The organism is Microvirga roseola (assembly GCF_020866965.1).
In the GTDB taxonomy this organism is placed as follows: Bacteria; Pseudomonadota; Alphaproteobacteria; order Rhizobiales; family Beijerinckiaceae; genus Microvirga; species Microvirga roseola.
In genome coordinates this window covers 53,968-71,128 of sequence record NZ_JAJATX010000009.1, presented here as the reverse complement: position 1 = coordinate 71,128, position 17,161 = coordinate 53,968, and the positions used below count along the sequence as shown (strand labels likewise).

The window sequence follows — 17,161 nt, the reverse complement described above, 5'->3', positions numbered from 1 at the left end:
ACGGCCAAGCTTCTCCCCGGCAAGCTTCGCTGAGGGGTAATCCCTTCGCGCCGCCGCAGGCTCCTCCTTGCGTTCCCGGACATGAATTGAAGCTGAAGCTTTTCGGTTAAAGGACTTAGCCCACAAAGATCTTGAGGCGCAACGGAACGCCGCATCCGGCCCCTCTTTCAACGGCCCGTTAACCCTCTTAGTGTCGCAATAGGGGAATGAACCTAGTCCTGTCCTTGCGAGCGTTTCCTATGCGCCAGCCGTTTCGATCGGTGCGCCGCCTCAGTGGCGCCCTTACCCTTGGTCTGAGCCTGGCTCTGCCGCTGAGCGGAGCCTTTGCTCCAGCCCAGGCCCAGCAGACATCCCAGGCGAGCTTCGACCGCTTTGTGGAAAGCCTCTGGCCCGCAGCCAAGACGCGCGGCGTCTCGCGGGCGACCTTCAACGCCGCGTTCAGCGGCGTGGAGCCCGATGCCAAGATCATCGCGCTCACGAAGAAGCAATCCGAATTCGTGCGCCCGATATGGGATTATATCGACGGGGCGGTCTCGGCCCAGCGCCTCAAGCGCGGCCGGGAGATGGTGGCCGAGTGGCCCAAGACCCTGACCGCCATCGAGAAGACCTACGGCGTTCCGCGCTCTGTCATTCTCGGCATCTGGGGGATGGAGACGAATTTCGGCAGCTTCACCGGCTCGATCTATGTGATCCGGGCCCTGGCGACCCTGGCCTATACCGGCTACCGCGGCGACTTCTTCAGGGACGAGCTGATCACCGCACTCCAGATCCTTGAGGCGGACCACATCGACCGCAGCAAGATGGTGGGGTCCTGGGCCGGGGCCATGGGCCAGACCCAGTTCATGCCCTCCAGCTTCATGAAATTCGCCGTCGACGGCAACCGGGACGGGGTGCGCGACATCTGGGCCTCCGTGCCGGATGCCATGGCTTCCACGGCCAATTACCTGCGCAAGCAGGGCTGGCAGCCGGGGCTGCCCTGGGGATTCGAGGTTCAGCTGCCAAAAGGCTTCGACTTCCGGTATCTTGAGCTGAACTTTCCGCAATGGCAGACCCTGGGCCTGCGCCGGGTCGACGGAAAGGCGATGCCTTCCGCGGGCAATGCGAGGCTTTTCCTGCCCGGCGGGGCACAGGGGCCCGCCTTCCTCGTCACCAAGAACTACGACGTCATCAAGACCTACAATTCCTCGGACGCCTATGCCATGGGCGTGGCCCATCTCGGCGACCGGCTCATGGGCGGCAAGCCGATCCAGGGCGCCTGGCCGAAGAACGAGCCGATGCTCGGCAAGGACGAGCGCGAGGAACTGCAGAAGCGCCTCATGGCCATGGGTCTTTACGAGGGCGAGGCAGACGGCAAGTTCGGCTCCAAGACCCGAGAGGCCGTGCGGAACTTCCAGCTCGCACGCGGCTTGATTGCTGACGGCTATGCCGATTACGCAGTCTTGCGCGAATTGCGCGCTGCCCGCTGACGGATCCGACAACAAGCCCTATAAAGAGTGGGTCCGCAAACGACAGGGAGCCGCTCATGAGTTTGGCGACAGCCCTTATTCGCTTGGTCATGGCCCTGCTCCTCGTGGCGGGGAGCGGCGTCGCGGCCGTTGCCCAGCAAGGCTATCCGCAGCCACGGCAAGGCTATGCCCCGCAGGGCTATCCTCCGCAGCCGGCCTATCGCGATCCCAGGGCCTACCCGCCCGGCTACTATCCGGGCAAGCTGGTCCAGCCGGGTCCACAGGCGCCGCCGCAAGGGTTCAGCCTCCGCCGCCTCTTCGGCGTCCCGGACGCTCCGCCTCCGGCGCCGCGGCCCGTCGTGCGTCCGCGCCGGGCCGCACCGCCGGCCGCTTCCGTCGCGCGGCAGGAGAAGCGCAAAGCCAATGCCGCCACGCATCTGGTGGTCTTCGGCGATGCCTTCGCCAACGATGCCGGCCGGGGCCTCGACGAGCTCTTCGCCGACAACGAGAACGTGGCGGTCGTCACCAAGGCGCGGGATGCAAGCCTCGTCAGGAGCGATCCCGCCGACTGGCCGAATTTCGTCAAGACGACCCTGGACGGAGGTCAGAAGATCACGCTCGCCGTCGTGATGATGGGCAGGAACGACAGGCAGCCCCTCAAGGACGGCGATGACCGGGTCGAACTCCCGTCCGAGCGCTGGAAGGAGCTGTACCGTCAGCGCGTCGATGCGATCCTGCAGGTTTTCCGGGAGCGCGCCATTCCCGTGGTCTGGATCGGCCTGCCGCCTATGAAGAACAGCGCCGCCTCGGCCGACATGGTGACCCTGAACGAGATCTACCGGGAGAGCGTGGAGCGCTTCGGCGGAGCGTATGTGGACATCTGGCCGGGCTTTGTGGACGAGGAGAACCGCTATACGGCGACCGGCCCCGATGTTCGCGGCGAGCTCGCTAAGCTTCGGGCCAGCAACGGCATCTCCTTCACCCGGGCCGGGGCGAGAAAGGTCGCCCACTTCGCCGACAAGGAGATCGACCATATCCTGGAGACCCGGCAGGTACGCGCACCGGCGATCCCTGCCGGCGATCAGGAGGCAGCCTCCATCGAGGCCTCGATTCCCGCGCCGCCCGATGCCGCCACGCCCGTGGTGCCCGTCAAGCCGCTGGTCGGGCCCGTCCTGCCGCTCACCCGTCAGGACACGGCGCCGGGCGGCACGCTGGTCACCGGGGCACCGAAGCTGAACGGCGATCAGGCCCATTCCGTGCAGCGCGCCCTGCGGGCCGGGGTTGCCCCCAGCGCCCAGCCGGGCCGGGCAGACGATTTCCGCTGGCCGAATCCCTGATCGACGCGGCGTTCACCTCTCCCCGCCGGGGAGAGGTGAGCTTCATCATGATTTTCGATTGGAAGCCCCTATAGGGGACCCGCCTCAGACCGGCAGGTTGCTCGAACCCACCAAGTAGGTGTCGATGGCGCGCGCGGCCTGACGGCCCTCGCGGATGGCCCAGACCACGAGGGACTGGCCGCGGCGCATGTCGCCGGCCACGAACACCTTGTCGTTCGAGGTGCGGTAGTCCTTGTCCGTGGCGACGACATTGCCGCGGCGGTCCATGGCAACGCCTGATTCCTCCAGAAGACCTTCCTTCACCGAGCCGACAAAGCCGATGGCGATGAAAACGAGGTCGGCTTTGAGGACGAATTCGCTGCCGGGGATCGGCTGGCGCTTTTCATCGACACGGGCGCATTGCACACCGGTGACGCGGTCCTTCTTGCCCTCGATGCCAAGGGTCGCCGCCTGGAACTCGCGCTCCGCACCTTCTGCCTGAGAGGACGAGGTGCGCATCTTCGTGGGCCAATAGGGCCATACGGTGAGCTTGTCCTCCCGCTCCGGCGGCTTCGGGCGGATATCGAGCTGCGTCACCGAGAGCGCGCCCTGACGGAAGGCGGTGCCGACGCAGTCGGACGCCGTGTCGCCGCCGCCGATCACGACCACATGCTTACCCGAAGCGAGGATCGGCTCGTCGACGACCTCCTCGTTTCCGAGGCGCTTGTTGGACTGGGTGAGATAGGGCATCGCGTAGTGAACGCCTGCCAGATCCTGCCCCGGCAGGTTCGGGTTGCGCGGATCCTCAGCTCCGCCGGCAAAGAGCACGGCATCGAACTCGTTGTGAAGCGAGGCGAAGCTCTTGTCGACGCCGACATTGACGCCGCAATGGAAGACGACGCCTTCGGCTTGCATCTGCTTCACGCGCCGGTCGATGTGGTACTTCTCCATCTTGAAGTCCGGGATGCCGTAGCGCAGCAGACCGCCGGGCCTCGCTTGGCGCTCATAGACATGCACCTCATGGCCTGCGCGGGCGAGCTGCTGGGCGGCAGCCATGCCGGCGGGGCCTGAGCCGATGACGGCGACGCGCTTGCCGGTCTGCAGCTCCGCAGGCTCCGGCTTCACCCAGCCCATCTCCCAGGCCTTGTCCGCGATGGCCTGCTCGATGGTCTTGATGGTGACCGGCTGGTTCTCGAGATTGAGCGTACAGGCTTCCTCGCAGGGCGCCGGACAGATGCGCCCGGTGAACTCGGGGAAGTTGTTGGTGGAGTGGAGGTTGCGGGAAGCCTCCTCCCAGTCGTTCTGCCAGACGAGATCGTTCCAGTCCGGAATCTGGTTGTGCACCGGACAGCCCGTCGGACCGTGGCAGAAGGGGATGCCGCAATCCATGCAGCGCCCCGCCTGCTTCTTCAGATCGTTGTCGTCGAGCGGCAGCGTGAACTCGCGGAAGTGGCGCACGCGCTCACCGGCGAGCTGATACTTCTGCTCCTGCCGGTCGTATTCGAGAAAGCCTGTGACCTTGCCCATGGGTGTGCCCCTTAATCCTTATTCCGCCGCCTGCAGGTTCCGGAGACGATCCATCTCCTGGAGCGCGCGGCGATACTCGACCGGCATGACCTTCACGAATTTCGTGCGGTAGGTCGTCCAATTGTCGAGGATCTCCTTGGCGCGCACGGAACCGGTATAGGTGTGATGATTGGTGATGAGCTGCATCAGGCGCTCCTCATCCGGGCCGGACATGTTGGCCAGGATATCGATGCGGCCCTTGGTCTCCAGGTCGCCGCCATGGTGGTGGAGGCGGCGCATGAGGTCCTCCTCCTCCTCGACGGGTTCGAGATCGACCATGGAGAGATTGCAGCGCTTGGCGAAAGTGCCGTCCTCGTCCAGCACATAGGCGATGCCGCCCGACATGCCCGCCGCGAAGTTGCGGCCCGTCTGGCCGAGCACGACCACGAGGCCGCCGGTCATGTACTCGCAGCCGTGATCGCCCGTGCCCTCGACCACCGCGATGGCGCCCGAGTTGCGCACGGCGAAGCGCTCTCCCGCGACGCCGCGGAAATAGGCCTCGCCCGCAATCGCGCCGTACATCACCGTGTTGCCCACGATGATGGAGCACTCCGGCACGGCTTTGGAGTCCGGCGACGGCTTGATGATCAGCTTGCCGCCGGAAAGGCCCTTGCCGACATAGTCGTTGGCCTCGCCCTCGAGCGTCAGCGTCACGCCCGCCGCGAGCCATGCGCCGAAGCTCTGGCCTGCGGTGCCCTTCAGGTTCACGGTGATCGTGTCGTCGGGCAGGCCCTCATGGCCGTAGCGCTTGGCGACCTCGCCGGAGAGCATCGCGCCCACGGCGCGGTCGGCGCTGCGCACACCCGCCTCGATCACGACCGCCTCGCCGTTCTCCAGCGCGGGCAGGGCCTGCGCGATGAACTGGCGGTCGAGCACGTCGGAGATCGGGTGTGACTGCCGCTCCGTGTGGCGGATCGCGACCTCAGGCCCGACTTCCGGTTTGTGGAAGAGCTTGGTGAAGTCGAGGCCCTTCGCCTTCCAGTGGTCGATGGCGCCGTTCTTGTCGAGCACGTCGGACTGGCCGACCATCTCGTCGATGGAGCGGAAGCCCATCTCGGCCATCAGCTCGCGCACTTCCTCGGCGACGAAGAAGAAGTAGTTGATGACGTGCTCGGGAAGGCCCTTGAAGCGCTTGCGCAGTACCGGATCCTGCGTCGCGACGCCGACAGGGCAGGTGTTCAGATGGCACTTGCGCATCATGATGCAGCCCGCCGCGATCAGCGGCGCGGTCGAGAAGCCGTATTCGTCGGCTCCGAGCAGCGCCGCGATCACCACGTCGCGCCCCGTGCGCAGGCCGCCATCCGTCTGCAGCGCCACGCGTCCGCGCAGGCGGTTGAGCACGAGGGTCTGCTGGGTCTCGGCGAGGCCGATCTCCCAGGGCGAGCCTGCATGCTTGAGCGAGGTGAGGGGAGACGCGCCCGTGCCGCCCTCGAAGCCCGAGATCGTGATGTGATCGGCGCGCGCCTTGGCGACGCCCGCCGCCACGGTGCCGACGCCGACTTCCGAGACGAGCTTCACCGACACGTCCGCGCCGGGGTTCACGTTCTTCAGGTCGAAGATCAGCTGCGCCAGGTCCTCGATGGAATAGATGTCGTGGTGCGGCGGCGGCGAGATGAGGCCGACCCCGGGGGTGGAGTGGCGCACGCGGGCGATCTTCACGTCCACCTTGTGGCCGGGGAGCTGACCGCCCTCGCCGGGCTTCGCGCCCTGGGCGACCTTGATCTGCATCATGTCGGAATTAACGAGATATTCCGTCGTCACGCCGAAGCGGCCCGAAGCGATCTGCTTGATCGCCGAGCGCTTGGAGCGTCCGTCGGCGAGCGGCCGGAAGCGCTCCGGCTCCTCGCCGCCCTCGCCGGTATTGGACTTGCCGCCGATGGCGTTCATGGCGAGCGCCAGCGTCTCGTGCGCCTCCCTCGAGATCGAGCCGAAGGACATGGCACCCGTGGAGAAGCGCTTCACGATCTCCTGCGCGGGCTCCACCTCATCCAGCGGAACGGGCGCGCGGCCGCTTTCCTCCGCCGTCCTGATGCGGAAGAGGCCCCGGATGGTCTTGAGCTCGTTCTCCTGCTCGTTCACGAGGCGGGCGAACTCGCGATAGCGCTCCTGCGCGTTGAGGCGCACGGCGTGCTGAAGCGTCGCGACGGTATCCGGGTTCCAGGCATGCACTTCGCCGCGCTGGCGGTAGGCGTATTCGCCGCCGACATCGAGGGCGGTGCGGTAGACCGGCGCGTCGCCGAAGGCGTCGCGGTGGCGACGGACATTCTCCTCCGCCACCTCGTCCATGCCGATGCCTTCGATGGTCGTCGCGGTTCCGAAGAAGTCGCGGTTCACGAAGGTGGACTTCAGGCCGATCGCATCGAAGATCTGCGCGCCGCAATAGGATTGATAGGTGGAGATGCCCATCTTCGACATGACCTTGAGCAGGCCCTTGCCGATGGACTTGATGTAGCGCTTGATCGCCTCGTCCGCGTCCACCTCTTGCGGCAGCTCGCCCGCCTCGTGCATGGCCTCGATGGTCTCGAAGGCGAGGTAGGGATTGATCGCCTCCGCACCGTAACCCGCAAGACAGGCGAAGTGATGCACCTCGCGCGGCTCGCCGGACTCGACGACGAGGCCGACCGAGGTGCGCAGGCCCTTGCGTATGAGGTAATTGTGCACGGCGGCGGTGGCGAGCAGGGCCGGGATCGGGATGCGGTCCGGACCGACCATGCGGTCCGAGAGAATGATGATGTTGTAGCCGCCATGAACCGCCGCCTCCGCGCGGTCGCAGAGCCGGTCGACCGCGCCGTCGAGGGCGGCCGCGCCGAGTTCCGCATCATAGGTGATGTCGAGGGTCTTCGTGTCGAAGCGGTCCTCGAAATGGCCGATGCAGCGGATCTTCTCCAGGTCCTCGTTGGTGAGGATCGGCTGGCGCACCTCGAGGCGCTTGCGGCGCGAGGTGCCCTCGAGATCGAGGATGTTCGGACGCGGACCGATGAAGGACACGAGGCTCATGACGAGCTCCTCGCGGATCGGATCGATCGGCGGGTTCGTCACCTGCGCGAAGTTCTGCCTGAAATAGGTGTAGAGTAGCTTCGGCCTGTCGGAGAGCGCGGAGATCGGCGTGTCCGATCCCATGGAGCCGACCGCCTCCTGACCCGTGACGGCCATGGGCTGCATGAGGAGCTTGAGGTCCTCCGCCGTGTAGCCGAAGGCCTGCTGGCGGTCGAGGAGCGACACGTCCGTGCGGGACTCGCGCGCCTGAACGGGCTTCAGGTCCTCCAGCACGATCTGCGTGCGCTTCAGCCACTCCTTGTAAGGATGGGCCTCGGAAAGCTGCTGCTTGATCTCGTCATCCGAGATGATGCGGCCTTCCTCGAGATCGATGAGGAGCATCTTGCCTGGTTGCAGGCGCCACTTCTCGACGATCTTCTCTTCCGGAATCGGCAGTACGCCCATCTCGGAGGCGAGCACCACGAGCCCGTCCTCCGTCACGAGGTAGCGCGCGGGACGCAGGCCATTGCGGTCGAGGGTCGCGCCGATCTGCCTGCCGTCGCTGAAGCAGATGGCGGCGGGGCCGTCCCACGGCTCCATAAGGGCGGCGTGATACTCGTAAAAGGCGCGCCGGTCGTCGTTCATGAGCGGATTGCCGGCCCATGCTTCCGGGATCAGCATCATCATGGCATGCGCCAGCGAGTAGCCGCCGCGCACGAGGAACTCGAGCGCGTTGTCGAAGCATGCAGTGTCGGACTGGCCCTCGTAGGAGATCGGCCAGATCTTCGAGATGTCGTTGCCGAAGAGCTCGGAATCGACGGAGGCCTGGCGCGCCGCCATCCAGTTCACGTTGCCGCGCAGCGTATTGATCTCGCCGTTATGCGCGACCATCCGGTAGGGGTGCGAGAGCTGCCAGGTCGGGAAGGTGTTGGTGGCGAAGCGCTGGTGCACGAGCGCGATGGCGCTCTCGAAGCGCGGATCCTGCAGGTCGAGGTAATAATGCCTGAGCTGGCGCACGAGCACCATGCCCTTATAAACGATGGTGCACGAGGACAGGCTGACCGGGTAGTAGCCCGCGGTGCGCGGGTCCTTCATGTCATAGACGGCGTTCGAGATCACCTTGCGGGCGAGGAACAGGCGACGCTCGAACGTCTCCTGGTCGTCCATGCCCTTGCCCTTGCCGACAAAGATCTGGCGGTGCTGCGGCTCGGACGCCTTCACGCTCTCGCCGAGGTCGCTCGAATCCACCGGCACGTCGCGCCAGCCGAGCAACTGCAGGCCCTCGTCGGCAATCGCCTTGGCGACGATCTCCTCCACGAGCTTGAAGCCCTCCGGGTCGCGGGGCATGAAAAGGTGACCGGCGCCATACTGGCCTTCCTCGGGCAGCCAGATGCCGAGCTTGGCGCATTCGGCAGCGAAGAACTTGTGCGGGATCTGGACGAGAATGCCGCAGCCGTCGCCCATCTTCGGGTCCGCGCCCACCGCGCCGCGATGGTCGAGGTTTTCCAGAATGTCGAGACCCTGCTGGACGATGGAATGGGACTTGCGGTTCTTCATGTCGGCGATGAAGCCGACGCCGCAGGAATCCTTCTCGTTTGCGGGATTGTAGAGACCCTGGGATGCGGGCAGGGCTGGGTCCCGGACGATTTTCAGCGTATCCGTTTTGGCGGCCGTGCGGGTCGAGGCTCCATCGTCCAGTCTCTTCATCGGCACGTCGCTCATATCAGATCCTCACATCCGAACACGTCATTATGGTGCTTTGAGGCGGCTTTTGGGCCTGCCGGATGATCGGATCTCCGGATGCTCGCCGCTTCCAGCGCTGTTTCGAGGGTTGGGTCCGTCAGGGAAGCCCGCTCCTCGCGGGCATCCTGGGCTTGTGTCAGCCCAGCATCGCCCGCTCCGCCCACGTTTTGCGGGCGGATTTTTTGGTATCTCGTTTCGTTCGCGTCTGGCGAAGCATCAAGAAAACCTCGGGGCCGAAGGGGTGCGGGCACCCCAAATGGGACAGTATCGCTGTCCTAATGGGCTCAAATTGCCAGACTTCGCCCAAGGGCACAAGAGGGTTTGGAATAATTTTAGACAAAAGTTACAAGTCAGGCCTGCGGCGTGTAACAAAAACAACATTTCAGCCACTGGAGACGAAAGTCTGCGCCGATGGGTCAATGATCTTGACATGTGCGCCCCAGTCGCGAGGCTTCACCCCCGAGGAGTTGATTCATGAACTTTGCGAGCGACAACATCGTGGGCGCCAGCGACCCCGTTCTCCAGGCTCTGGTAAAGGCCAATGACGGGGCGATGGCGGCCTATGGGGCGGACGACATCACGAAGCGGGTCAAGGCGCGCTTTTCCGAAATCTTCGAGAAGGACGTCACCGTTCTCCTGGTGACCACGGGAACCGCCGCCAACGCGCTGGCGCTTTCTTCCGCCGTGCCGCCCTACGGGCTCTGCGTCTGCCACAAGGAGGCGCATGTGATCGACGACGAGTGCGGCGCCCCTGAATTCTACATGGGCGGCGCGAAGCTCGCGGGCCTGCCCGGCGCCGGGGCGAAGCTCGGGGCCGAAGACGTGTCGGCCTATCTCCACGGCCTGTCGAAGTCGATCAAGCAGATGCCGCCGAAGGCGCTCTCGATCTCCCAGGTGACCGAATGCGGGCTCGTCTACGGCCTCGACGAAATCGCGGCCCTCGGCCGGGTCTGTCGCGAGCACGGCCTTCACTTCCATATGGATGGGGCGCGCTTTGCCAATGCGCTGGTCGCGCTCGGCTGCACCCCGGCCGAGCTGACCTGGAAGCAGGGCGTCGACATTCTTTCCTTCGGCGCCACCAAGAACGGCTGCCTCATGGCCGAGGCCATCGTGGTGGTCAAGCCGGAACTCGCGGAGGCGCTGGACTACCGGGCAAAGCGCGCAGGACAGGTCATCTCCAAGGGCCGCCTCGCCTCGGCGCAGTTCGAGGGCTACTTCGCGGACGGGCACTGGCTCGCCAATGCCCGCCATGCCAACCGGCTGGCGCAGCTGCTCGCCGACGGTCTCGCCCGAATCCCCGGCGTACGCATGGGCTGGCCGACGGAAGCCAACGAGGTCTTCCCCATCGTCCCGCAGGTCCTCGACAAGGCCCTGAAGGATGCCGGAGTCATCTATCACCCCTGGCCGGGAACGAGCCTGCCGAAAGGCGAATCGGTTGGTGCGGAGGAGGCTCTGATCCGCCTCGTCGTCTCCTTCGCCACCCGGGAGGAGGACGTTCACAAGGTCGTGGAGATTGCCCGTTCGGCCATGTCCCGGCTGGCTGCGGAGTGATCCTGCCCTATCCTTGCCGCATTCTCCCGTGATCTGTGCCGCAACGAGACCTTTAAGCCAACGGGGCTCCTCCAACCCCGGCGGGACCAAAGGACCAGGTTTCAAACATAAAAAAAGCGCCCCGGACGAACCGGGGCGCTCTCTTTTTGGGCGTTCGACGCGAAACCGTTACGCGGCCTGCTGAGCCTCGATGGTCTGGGCGCCGTTCGACGAAATTGGAATGAGCTTCGGCTTCTTCTGCTCGGGGATCTCGCGCACGAGGTCCACATGAAGAAGACCGTTCTCGAGGGCCGCTCCCGTGACCTGGACACCGTCGGCCAGCTGGAAGCGCCGGTCGAAGCTGCGCGCCGCGATGCCCTGGTGCAGGACTTCCGCTTTGCGATCCTCGGAGGGCTTCTTCTCGCCGCGCACGGAGAGGGTGTTCTCCTTGACCTCGATGGTCAGGTCGCGATCGGTGAAGCCGGCCACCGCGATCGAGATGCGATAGGCATTCTCGCCGGTGCGCTCGATGTTATAGGGCGGGTAGCTGGGAGCCGCATCGACGCCGACCATCTGGTCGAGCATCGAGAACAGGCGGTCGAAACCGACCGTGTTGCGGTAGAGGGGGGAAAGATCGAATTGTCGCATGGCATATCCTCCGCTTGAAGCGACATGCATCAATGAAGATCCACCTTATCAGGCTGGATCCGGGTGTCGCGCCGCCGTCATGGCCGGCACGATATCCATGTGGGAATGGATAAAGTTGCTTTCAAGAGGCTCGTCTTCCCTGTCGGAAACGCTCTATAAAGAGCTCAAGCCCGTACCTCGAGACCTGCCGTGGAATTCATCATCACGCCCGACAATCCCCCGCCCGGCGAGGCGACGCTTCTGACCGTCACCACGGGTGACGGCATTCCGCTGCGCGTGGCCTATTGGATGCCGGAGGCCAAGAAGCCCAGGGGCACCGTGTGTCTCCTGCAAGGCAGGGCGGAGTTCATCGAGAAATATTTCGAAGTGGTGGGCGAGCTGCTCGCTCGGGGCTTCGCCGTGGTCGCCTTCGACTGGCGCGGGCAGGGCCTTTCCGGCCGGCAGGTGAGCAATCACCGCAAGGGCCATGTCCGGCGCTTCTCCGATTACCGCCGCGACCTGGAGGCGATCCGCGATCAGGTCCTGGTGCCGCTGATGCCGGAGCCGCATTTCGGCCTCGCCCATTCCATGGGCGGCGCCATCGCGCTCGGGGCTGCCCATGACGAGTGGCTGCCCTTCCGCCGCCTCGTCACCACGACCCCCATGATCGCGCTCTGCATCGTCAAGCGCACCCGATCCGCGGCGTTCCTCGCGCGCCTCCTGCACATGCTGGGCTTCGGCAAGTCTTTCATCCCGGGCGGCGGCGAGACCTCCATCTCGACCATGCCTTTCAAGGGAAACCGGCTGACCACCGATCCCGTCCGCTATTCCCGCAATGCCGAGGCTGCGACCGCCATCGGCGCGGGAGCCGTCGGTGCGCCGACTGTCGCGTGGCTCTCCTCCGCCTTCCGCTTCATGAGCCGCTTCACCGATCCGCGCTACGCCCTCGGGATCCGCCTGCCGACGCTGATCGTGGCGGCCGGCGCGGACCCGATCTGCGCGACGCCGGCCACGGAGCGCTTCGCCGCGCATCTGAAGGCGGGCCATGCCATCGTGATTCCCGGCGCGAAGCACGAGATCCTGATGGAGCGGGACGAGATCCGCGAGCAGTTCTGGGCCGCCTTCGACGCCTTCATTCCGGGCACGCCGGACAGGGTCCTGGAGGCCGAACCGGAGCCGGCGGCGGAGCGCCTACCGGCTGAGGAGCTCGACGGCGGCGGCATGGACGCGGCGGTCGCCGGCGGCGACGATGCGCCCGCCCTCGGCCGCTGAGCCGCCGTCCCAGGCCGTCACCACGCCGCCTGCCCCTTCGATGATCGGGATCAGGGCGACGATGTCGTAAGGCTTGAGGCCCGATTCCACGATCAGGTCGATGTGGCCGGCAGCCAGCATGCAATAGGCGTAGCAATCACACCCGTAGCGGGCGAGACGGGCGACGCTCTCGACCCGGTCATAGGCCCTGAGCTCGTCGCCGGCGAAGAGCCGCGGGCTCGTGGTGGAAATCACCGCCTCCTTGAGGGAGGCGCAGCGGCGGGTCCTGAGCTTGCGCTCGCCGCCGGGACCGCGATAGGTCGCGCTGCCGCAGTCGCCGAAGAAGCGCTCGCCCGTGAAGGGCTGGTGCATCATGCCGAAGGCCGGGTTGCGTCTGTAGGTGAGGCCGATGAGGGTGCCCCAGGTGGGGAGCCCGGAAATGAAGGCGCGGGTTCCGTCGATGGGATCGAGCACCCACACGTAATCCGCATCCTCACGCTCGGCGCCGAATTCCTCGCCGACGATGCCGTGGGTGGGGAAGCTCCGCTTGATAAGGTGGCGCATGGTGGCCTCGCCCGCCCGGTCGGCCTCCGTCACCGGATCGAAGGCGCCCCCGCGGGACTTGTCCTCCGAAGCGATGGCCGTGCGGAAGAAGGGCAGGATCGCCTGGCCCGACTGGGTCGCGAGCTCGTTGACGAAATGCGTGAAGTCGATGAGCCCCATGATGCGCGAATCCCCTCGAATATTGTCGGACGGCCTTGGCGTCCCGTCGCCGATCCGCTTTTATCAGCCGCCTCTCGTGCGGCAAGGGACGGTTTGGTCCCAGGGGAATACCACAGCCATGAATACTGCGCCCACTACCGTTTCGAGCCGCTCCGAGACGGCCTTGTTCCTGATCGCTGCGCTGGTGGCGATCTATGCGATCAGCCAGTTCCTGCGAAACTCCATCGGCGTTATCGCCACCAATCTCGCCGCCGAGCTCGACCTGTCCGCGACCCAGGTGGGGCTTCTCTCCAGCACCTTCTTCTTCGCCTTCGCGGCGGCTCAGATCCCGGTGGGAATCGCCATCGACCGCTATGGCCCCAAGCGCGCCATGCTGGCGACGGCGGTGCTGGCGGTGTCGGGCACGGTGCTCTTCGCGCTGGCGCCCTCCGCCCCCTGGCTGATCGCGGCGCGTGCCCTCATGGGGCTCGGCTGCTCCACCTTCTTCATGGCCCCGCTCGTCCTCTATGCGCGACGCTTTCCGCCCGTGCGATTCGCGAGCCTCACGAGCTTGCAGATGGGGCTCGCCAATATCGGCACGCTCTCCGCCACCGCGCCGCTCGCAGCCTCGACCGCGCTGATCGGGTGGCGTGAATCCTTCCTCGCCGTTGCAGTGATCACCGTCGCCGTCGTCCTCGTGATCGTCTGGGCCGTCCCGAAGGAGCCGGCCCCGACCAAGGCGCGGGAAAGCTGGGCCGAGACCTTCCGGGGCGTGGCCGCCGCCTTCCGGGTGCGCTCCTTCTGGACCGTCTTCTTCGTGCACCTGACGGGCTATTCCTGCTTCGTCACCGTGATCGGCCTCTGGGGCGGGCCCTGGCTCACCGATGTCCACGGGGCGGACCTGACCACGCGGGGCAACATCCTGCTCCTGGGCGCGACGGCGCAGATGGGCGGGCTCCTGCTCTGGGGCGCGATGGACCGGTTCTGGGGGAGCTACAAGAAGCCGGTTCTCATCGGGGGCTTGACGACGGTGACGCTTCTAGCCATCGCGGCCTTCACCCCACTCGGACTGCCCGCCGCCACGGTCTGGATCGCTCTGTTCGGGATGTTTATTGCCTTCACGCCCATCCTGACGGCGCACGGCAAATCCCTGTTCCCGCCCGAGCTGACGGGGAGGGGCATCACGCTCATGAATATCGGCACCATCGGAGGAGCCTTCCTATCCCAGAGCGCTACCGGCGGCCTGATGGACCTGGCGGACCGAACGGAAAGCGGGGTCTACGATCCGGAGGGCTACCGTCTCGTCTTTGCGGCCCTCGCAGGCTGGTTACTGCTAAGCCTTGTCTTCTACACAAGGGCTATCGATCTACATCCGAGCAGACATGCGCGCTAGGCATGGCTAAAGCCGAAATTATAGTTGCAATTTGTGCGACGCGGCGTAAATATTGCAGTGCGATATGGCGATGGCGTCGCCGTATCGCAGCCCTTCTTGGGCGTTTCCTCCCTAAACTTCGGGCCGCTCACAAGGCGGCCTTTTTTCTTGCCCGGAATCCTGCGGACCTACTCGGCCGCGATAGGCCTGACCGTGAGCTCCCCGTCGATCTCCGCGATAACCTGGGCGAAGACCCGGGTGAGATCGTGGCTCAGGGAGGCGAAACCCGGCTTCTTTTGCATGGACCGCTCGTCCATATACAGAGCCCGGTTGATCTCGATCTGCAGGGCATGGCGTCCGAGGGCCGGTTCGCCGTAATGCTCGGTGATGAAGCCGCCCGCATAGGGCTTATTGCGCAGAACCGTATAGCCGCGCTCGCGCAGGGCCGCCTCCACCAGATTGACCAGCAGCGTGGCGCAGCTCGTGCCGTAGCGGTCGCCGAGAACGATGTCCGCCTTGGCTCCGTCCTCCCGGCTCACGCTGGAGGAGGGCATGGAATGGCAGTCGATCAGGACCGCGTGCCCGAAGACCTGGGCCGTGCGGCGCACGAGCTGGCGCAGCATCCGGTGGTAGGGCTTGTAGAGCCATTCGATCCGGCGCAGGGCCTCCTCGACGGGAAGGCGCGAACGGTAGATTTCCTGTCCGTCGGCGACGATCCGGGGAATGGTGCCCAGGCCCCCGGCGACCCGCATCGAGCGCGTATTGGCGAAGGGCGGCAGCCGCCCATCGAACATGCGCGAGTCGAGTTCGTACGGCTCCCGGTTCAGGTCGAGATAGGCCCGCGGGAAATGCGCGGTCATGAGGGGAGCGCCAAGCCCCACGGCCGGAGCGAAGAGCTCGTCCACGAAGGCGTCCTCAGAGCGGCGCAGCGCCATGGCGTCGAGCCGGGATGCGGCGAGAAAGGAGGCCGGATAGATCGCCCCCGAGTGCGGAACATTGAAGACGAAGGGAATCGTCTGCCCATCGGGCTCAATCACGGCGAAGGGGGGATCGAACTCGTCAGCGATGACTGGACGCATCAGGATCTTTGTCTTTGTTGTGCTGGACAGGCGGCGGCGTCGGATTAGTGTAAGGCAGCGCTGCGTTCTGTCCATGAGAATATCGACTGGAAACCGCGTCGTTCTTTCACGGCTTATTTACCCAGAGCCCTCATGAAGGCTTGATAGCAATCCGCCACGATTCGGGGCTGGCAACCGATGAAGATCCTTCTTGCCGAAGACGACAACGATATGCGGCGCTTCCTGGTGAAGGCGCTGCAGAACGCGGGCTACGACGTGGCCTCGTTCGACAACGGCCTTGCCGCCTATAACCGGCTGCGCGAGGAACCCTTCGAACTCCTCCTGACCGACATCGTCATGCCGGAGATGGACGGAATCGAGCTGGCCCGCCGGGCCACCGAGCTCGATCCCGACATCAAGGTGATGTTCATCACGGGCTTCGCCGCCGTGGCGCTCAACCCCGATTCCCAGGCTCCCCGGGACGCCAAGGTCCTGTCGAAGCCCTTCCACCTGCGCGATCTTGTGACCGAGGTCGATAAAATGATGGCCGCCTGAAAAAGGTTGGCTATCCGGCTTGCGTCCGCGACCGCTTGTGGGTATATCGCCCTCCACGCGTGAAGCGGGACCTGCACAGGATCACCGTTTCCCGGGCGCGTAGCTCAGCGGGAGAGCACTACGTTGACATCGTAGGGGTCGCTGGTTCGATCCCAGCCGCGCCCACCATTGTTTTTCCGGCCTTCCCGAAGGGCCGCAGGAGACCGGATATGAAGATCCGCAACTCGTTGAAGTCGATCCGCGGCCGTCACCGCGACAACCAGCTGGTACGTCGTAAGGGCCGGGTCTACATCATCAACAAGACCCAGAAGCGCTACAAGGCTCGTCAGGGCTAAGTCCGCTGCGGCGATGCCGCACACCAATTTGAATTGACCACGCATGCCGGGATCCTACAATCCCGGCATGCGCTTTTTCGCGTGCCTGTTGACCGCTTCGCTGAGCCTCGCCGCGTTCCCCCTCGGGGCGCAGGAGGCCGTTCGCCCTGAGGCTCCTGCCGGAGAAGCCGCGCCCGCAGCGCGGCCGAGTTCGGACGCCTCGCGCCTCGATACCCTTTTCGAGCGGCTGGCCAGGGCCGAATCCGAGCGGGAAGCCGAGGGCATAGCCTCCCTCATCGAGCGGCGCTTTTCCCGATCCGGCTCCGACACGGCCGACCTTCTCCTGAGTCGCGCGGCCGAAGCCTTCCTTGCCAAGAACTACGCCCTCTCGGTCGAACTGCTCGACCGGGTCGTGGCGCTCGAACCCGACTGGGCCGAGGCCTGGTACAAGCGGGCGACCGTGTTCTATCAGCTCGACGACCCGGTGGGGGCCATGGCCGATCTCTACCGCGCCCTGTCCATCGAGCCGCGCCATTTCAACGCCTGGACCGGGCTCGGCCACATCCTGATGGCCTCCGAGGACAAGGAGCGGGCCCTGATCGCCTATCGCCGCGCACTCGCCCTCAACCCGAAGCTCTCCTCCATCCAGACCATCGTGTCCCGCCTCGACGTCGAGGTCGGGGGCCAGGACCTCTGATCTCCGGGC

13 protein-coding genes and 1 tRNA gene are annotated in these 17,161 nt (G+C 65.4%); 9 read left to right on the top strand and 5 right to left on the bottom strand.

Annotated features, from left to right (window positions below):
• Window positions 1–239 precede the first annotated feature (239 nt).
• Together LG661_RS08345 and LG661_RS08340 are read left to right on the top strand one after the other, a co-directional pair.
• Window positions 240–1,466 carry a lytic murein transglycosylase gene (locus LG661_RS08345; protein WP_230531411.1) on the top strand — a complete coding sequence of 409 codons (1,227 nt, stop codon included), beginning with the start codon at window positions 240–242 and terminating at the stop codon, window positions 1,464–1,466.
• Between the two features lie 56 nt (window positions 1,467–1,522).
• A complete protein-coding gene (locus LG661_RS08340) occupies window positions 1,523–2,782 on the top strand; it encodes an SGNH/GDSL hydrolase family protein (RefSeq protein WP_230531410.1) in 1,260 nt (419 codons plus the stop codon).
• A gap of 84 nt (window positions 2,783–2,866) precedes the next feature.
• Here LG661_RS08340 and LG661_RS08335 read toward each other — a convergent pair whose 3' ends face one another.
• Window positions 2,867–4,288 carry a glutamate synthase subunit beta gene (locus LG661_RS08335; RefSeq protein ID WP_230531409.1) on the bottom strand — a complete coding sequence of 474 codons (1,422 nt, stop codon included), beginning with the start codon at window positions 4,286–4,288 and terminating at the stop codon, window positions 2,867–2,869.
• An 18-nt stretch (window positions 4,289–4,306) separates the two neighbouring features.
• On the bottom strand, window positions 4,307–9,025 hold the full coding sequence (gltB, locus tag LG661_RS08330) for a glutamate synthase large subunit (RefSeq protein ID WP_407666680.1): 4,719 nt from the start codon (window positions 9,023–9,025) through the stop codon (window positions 4,307–4,309).
• A gap of 495 nt (window positions 9,026–9,520) precedes the next feature.
• Here gltB and LG661_RS08325 point away from each other — a divergent pair, with 495 nt between their 5' ends.
• Entirely contained in the window at window positions 9,521–10,597 is a 1,077-nt protein-coding gene (locus LG661_RS08325) for a threonine aldolase family protein (RefSeq protein WP_230531408.1), read from the top strand.
• Between the two features lie 168 nt (window positions 10,598–10,765).
• Here the strand turns inward: LG661_RS08325 and LG661_RS08320 are convergent, their stop codons facing one another.
• Window positions 10,766–11,224: an Hsp20 family protein gene (locus LG661_RS08320; protein ID WP_230531407.1), complete on the bottom strand. Its 459-nt coding sequence runs from the start codon at window positions 11,222–11,224 to the stop codon at window positions 10,766–10,768.
• A gap of 189 nt (window positions 11,225–11,413) precedes the next feature.
• Here LG661_RS08320 and LG661_RS08315 point away from each other — a divergent pair, with 189 nt between their 5' ends.
• Window positions 11,414–12,475, top strand: coding sequence for an alpha/beta fold hydrolase (locus tag LG661_RS08315; protein ID WP_230531406.1), 1,062 nt, complete (start codon window positions 11,414–11,416; stop codon window positions 12,473–12,475).
• Here LG661_RS08315 and hisN read toward each other — a convergent pair.
• The gene (hisN, locus tag LG661_RS08310) at window positions 12,395–13,177 is read right to left on the bottom strand and encodes a histidinol-phosphatase (RefSeq protein WP_230531405.1); all 783 of its coding nucleotides are present in this window, start codon (window positions 13,175–13,177) and stop codon (window positions 12,395–12,397) included. The two genes, LG661_RS08315 and hisN, sit on opposite strands and share 81 nt — an antisense overlap.
• A 118-nt stretch (window positions 13,178–13,295) precedes the next feature.
• Between hisN and LG661_RS08305 the strand changes: the two genes are divergently transcribed.
• Complete coding sequence (locus LG661_RS08305) at window positions 13,296–14,549, top strand: MFS transporter (protein ID WP_230531404.1); 1,254 nt, start codon at window positions 13,296–13,298, stop codon at window positions 14,547–14,549.
• Between the two features lie 167 nt (window positions 14,550–14,716).
• Here LG661_RS08305 and LG661_RS08300 read toward each other — a convergent pair whose 3' ends face one another.
• A complete protein-coding gene (locus LG661_RS08300; protein WP_230531403.1) occupies window positions 14,717–15,607 on the bottom strand; it encodes an N-formylglutamate amidohydrolase in 891 nt (296 codons plus the stop codon).
• A gap of 177 nt (window positions 15,608–15,784) precedes the next feature.
• On the opposite strand from LG661_RS08300, the gene cpdR reads away from it, so the two are divergent.
• The 4 genes from cpdR (at window position 15,785) to LG661_RS08280 (ending at window position 17,152) form a co-directional block, all read left to right on the top strand.
• A complete protein-coding gene (gene cpdR, locus LG661_RS08295; protein WP_230531402.1) occupies window positions 15,785–16,141 on the top strand; it encodes a cell cycle two-component system response regulator CpdR in 357 nt (118 codons plus the stop codon).
• Between the two features lie 93 nt (window positions 16,142–16,234).
• Window positions 16,235–16,309 (top strand) — tRNA-Val (locus LG661_RS08290).
• Window positions 16,310–16,350: 41 nt separating this feature from the next.
• Complete coding sequence (gene ykgO, locus LG661_RS08285) at window positions 16,351–16,476, top strand: type B 50S ribosomal protein L36 (RefSeq protein ID WP_009763379.1); 126 nt, start codon at window positions 16,351–16,353, stop codon at window positions 16,474–16,476.
• A gap of 43 nt (window positions 16,477–16,519) precedes the next feature.
• Complete coding sequence (locus LG661_RS08280) at window positions 16,520–17,152, top strand: tetratricopeptide repeat protein (RefSeq protein ID WP_230531401.1); 633 nt, start codon at window positions 16,520–16,522, stop codon at window positions 17,150–17,152.
• The last annotated feature ends 9 nt before the right edge of the window (window positions 17,153–17,161 follow it).

What these genes read in the sequence shown, in the direction of transcription:
- hisN (WP_230531405.1), bottom strand. Translation starts at nt 13,177, where the DNA reads ATGGGGCTCATCGACTTCACGCATTTCGTCAACGAGCTCGCGACCCAG.
- LG661_RS08320 (WP_230531407.1), bottom strand. Translation starts at nt 11,224, where the DNA reads ATGCGACAATTCGATCTTTCCCCCCTCTACCGCAACACGGTCGGTTTC.
- gltB (WP_407666680.1), bottom strand. Translation starts at nt 9,025, where the DNA reads ATGAGCGACGTGCCGATGAAGAGACTGGACGATGGAGCCTCGACCCGC.
- LG661_RS08340 (WP_230531410.1), top strand. Translation starts at nt 1,523, where the DNA reads ATGAGTTTGGCGACAGCCCTTATTCGCTTGGTCATGGCCCTGCTCCTC.
- LG661_RS08305 (WP_230531404.1), top strand. Translation starts at nt 13,296, where the DNA reads ATGAATACTGCGCCCACTACCGTTTCGAGCCGCTCCGAGACGGCCTTG.
- LG661_RS08325 (WP_230531408.1), top strand. Translation starts at nt 9,521, where the DNA reads ATGAACTTTGCGAGCGACAACATCGTGGGCGCCAGCGACCCCGTTCTC.
- LG661_RS08345 (WP_230531411.1), top strand. Translation starts at nt 240, where the DNA reads ATGCGCCAGCCGTTTCGATCGGTGCGCCGCCTCAGTGGCGCCCTTACC.
- LG661_RS08335 (WP_230531409.1), bottom strand. Translation starts at nt 4,288, where the DNA reads ATGGGCAAGGTCACAGGCTTTCTCGAATACGACCGGCAGGAGCAGAAG.
- LG661_RS08280 (WP_230531401.1), top strand. Translation starts at nt 16,520, where the DNA reads ATGCCGGGATCCTACAATCCCGGCATGCGCTTTTTCGCGTGCCTGTTG.
- cpdR (WP_230531402.1), top strand. Translation starts at nt 15,785, where the DNA reads ATGAAGATCCTTCTTGCCGAAGACGACAACGATATGCGGCGCTTCCTG.
- ykgO (WP_009763379.1), top strand. Translation starts at nt 16,351, where the DNA reads ATGAAGATCCGCAACTCGTTGAAGTCGATCCGCGGCCGTCACCGCGAC.
- LG661_RS08300 (WP_230531403.1), bottom strand. Translation starts at nt 15,607, where the DNA reads ATGCGTCCAGTCATCGCTGACGAGTTCGATCCCCCCTTCGCCGTGATT.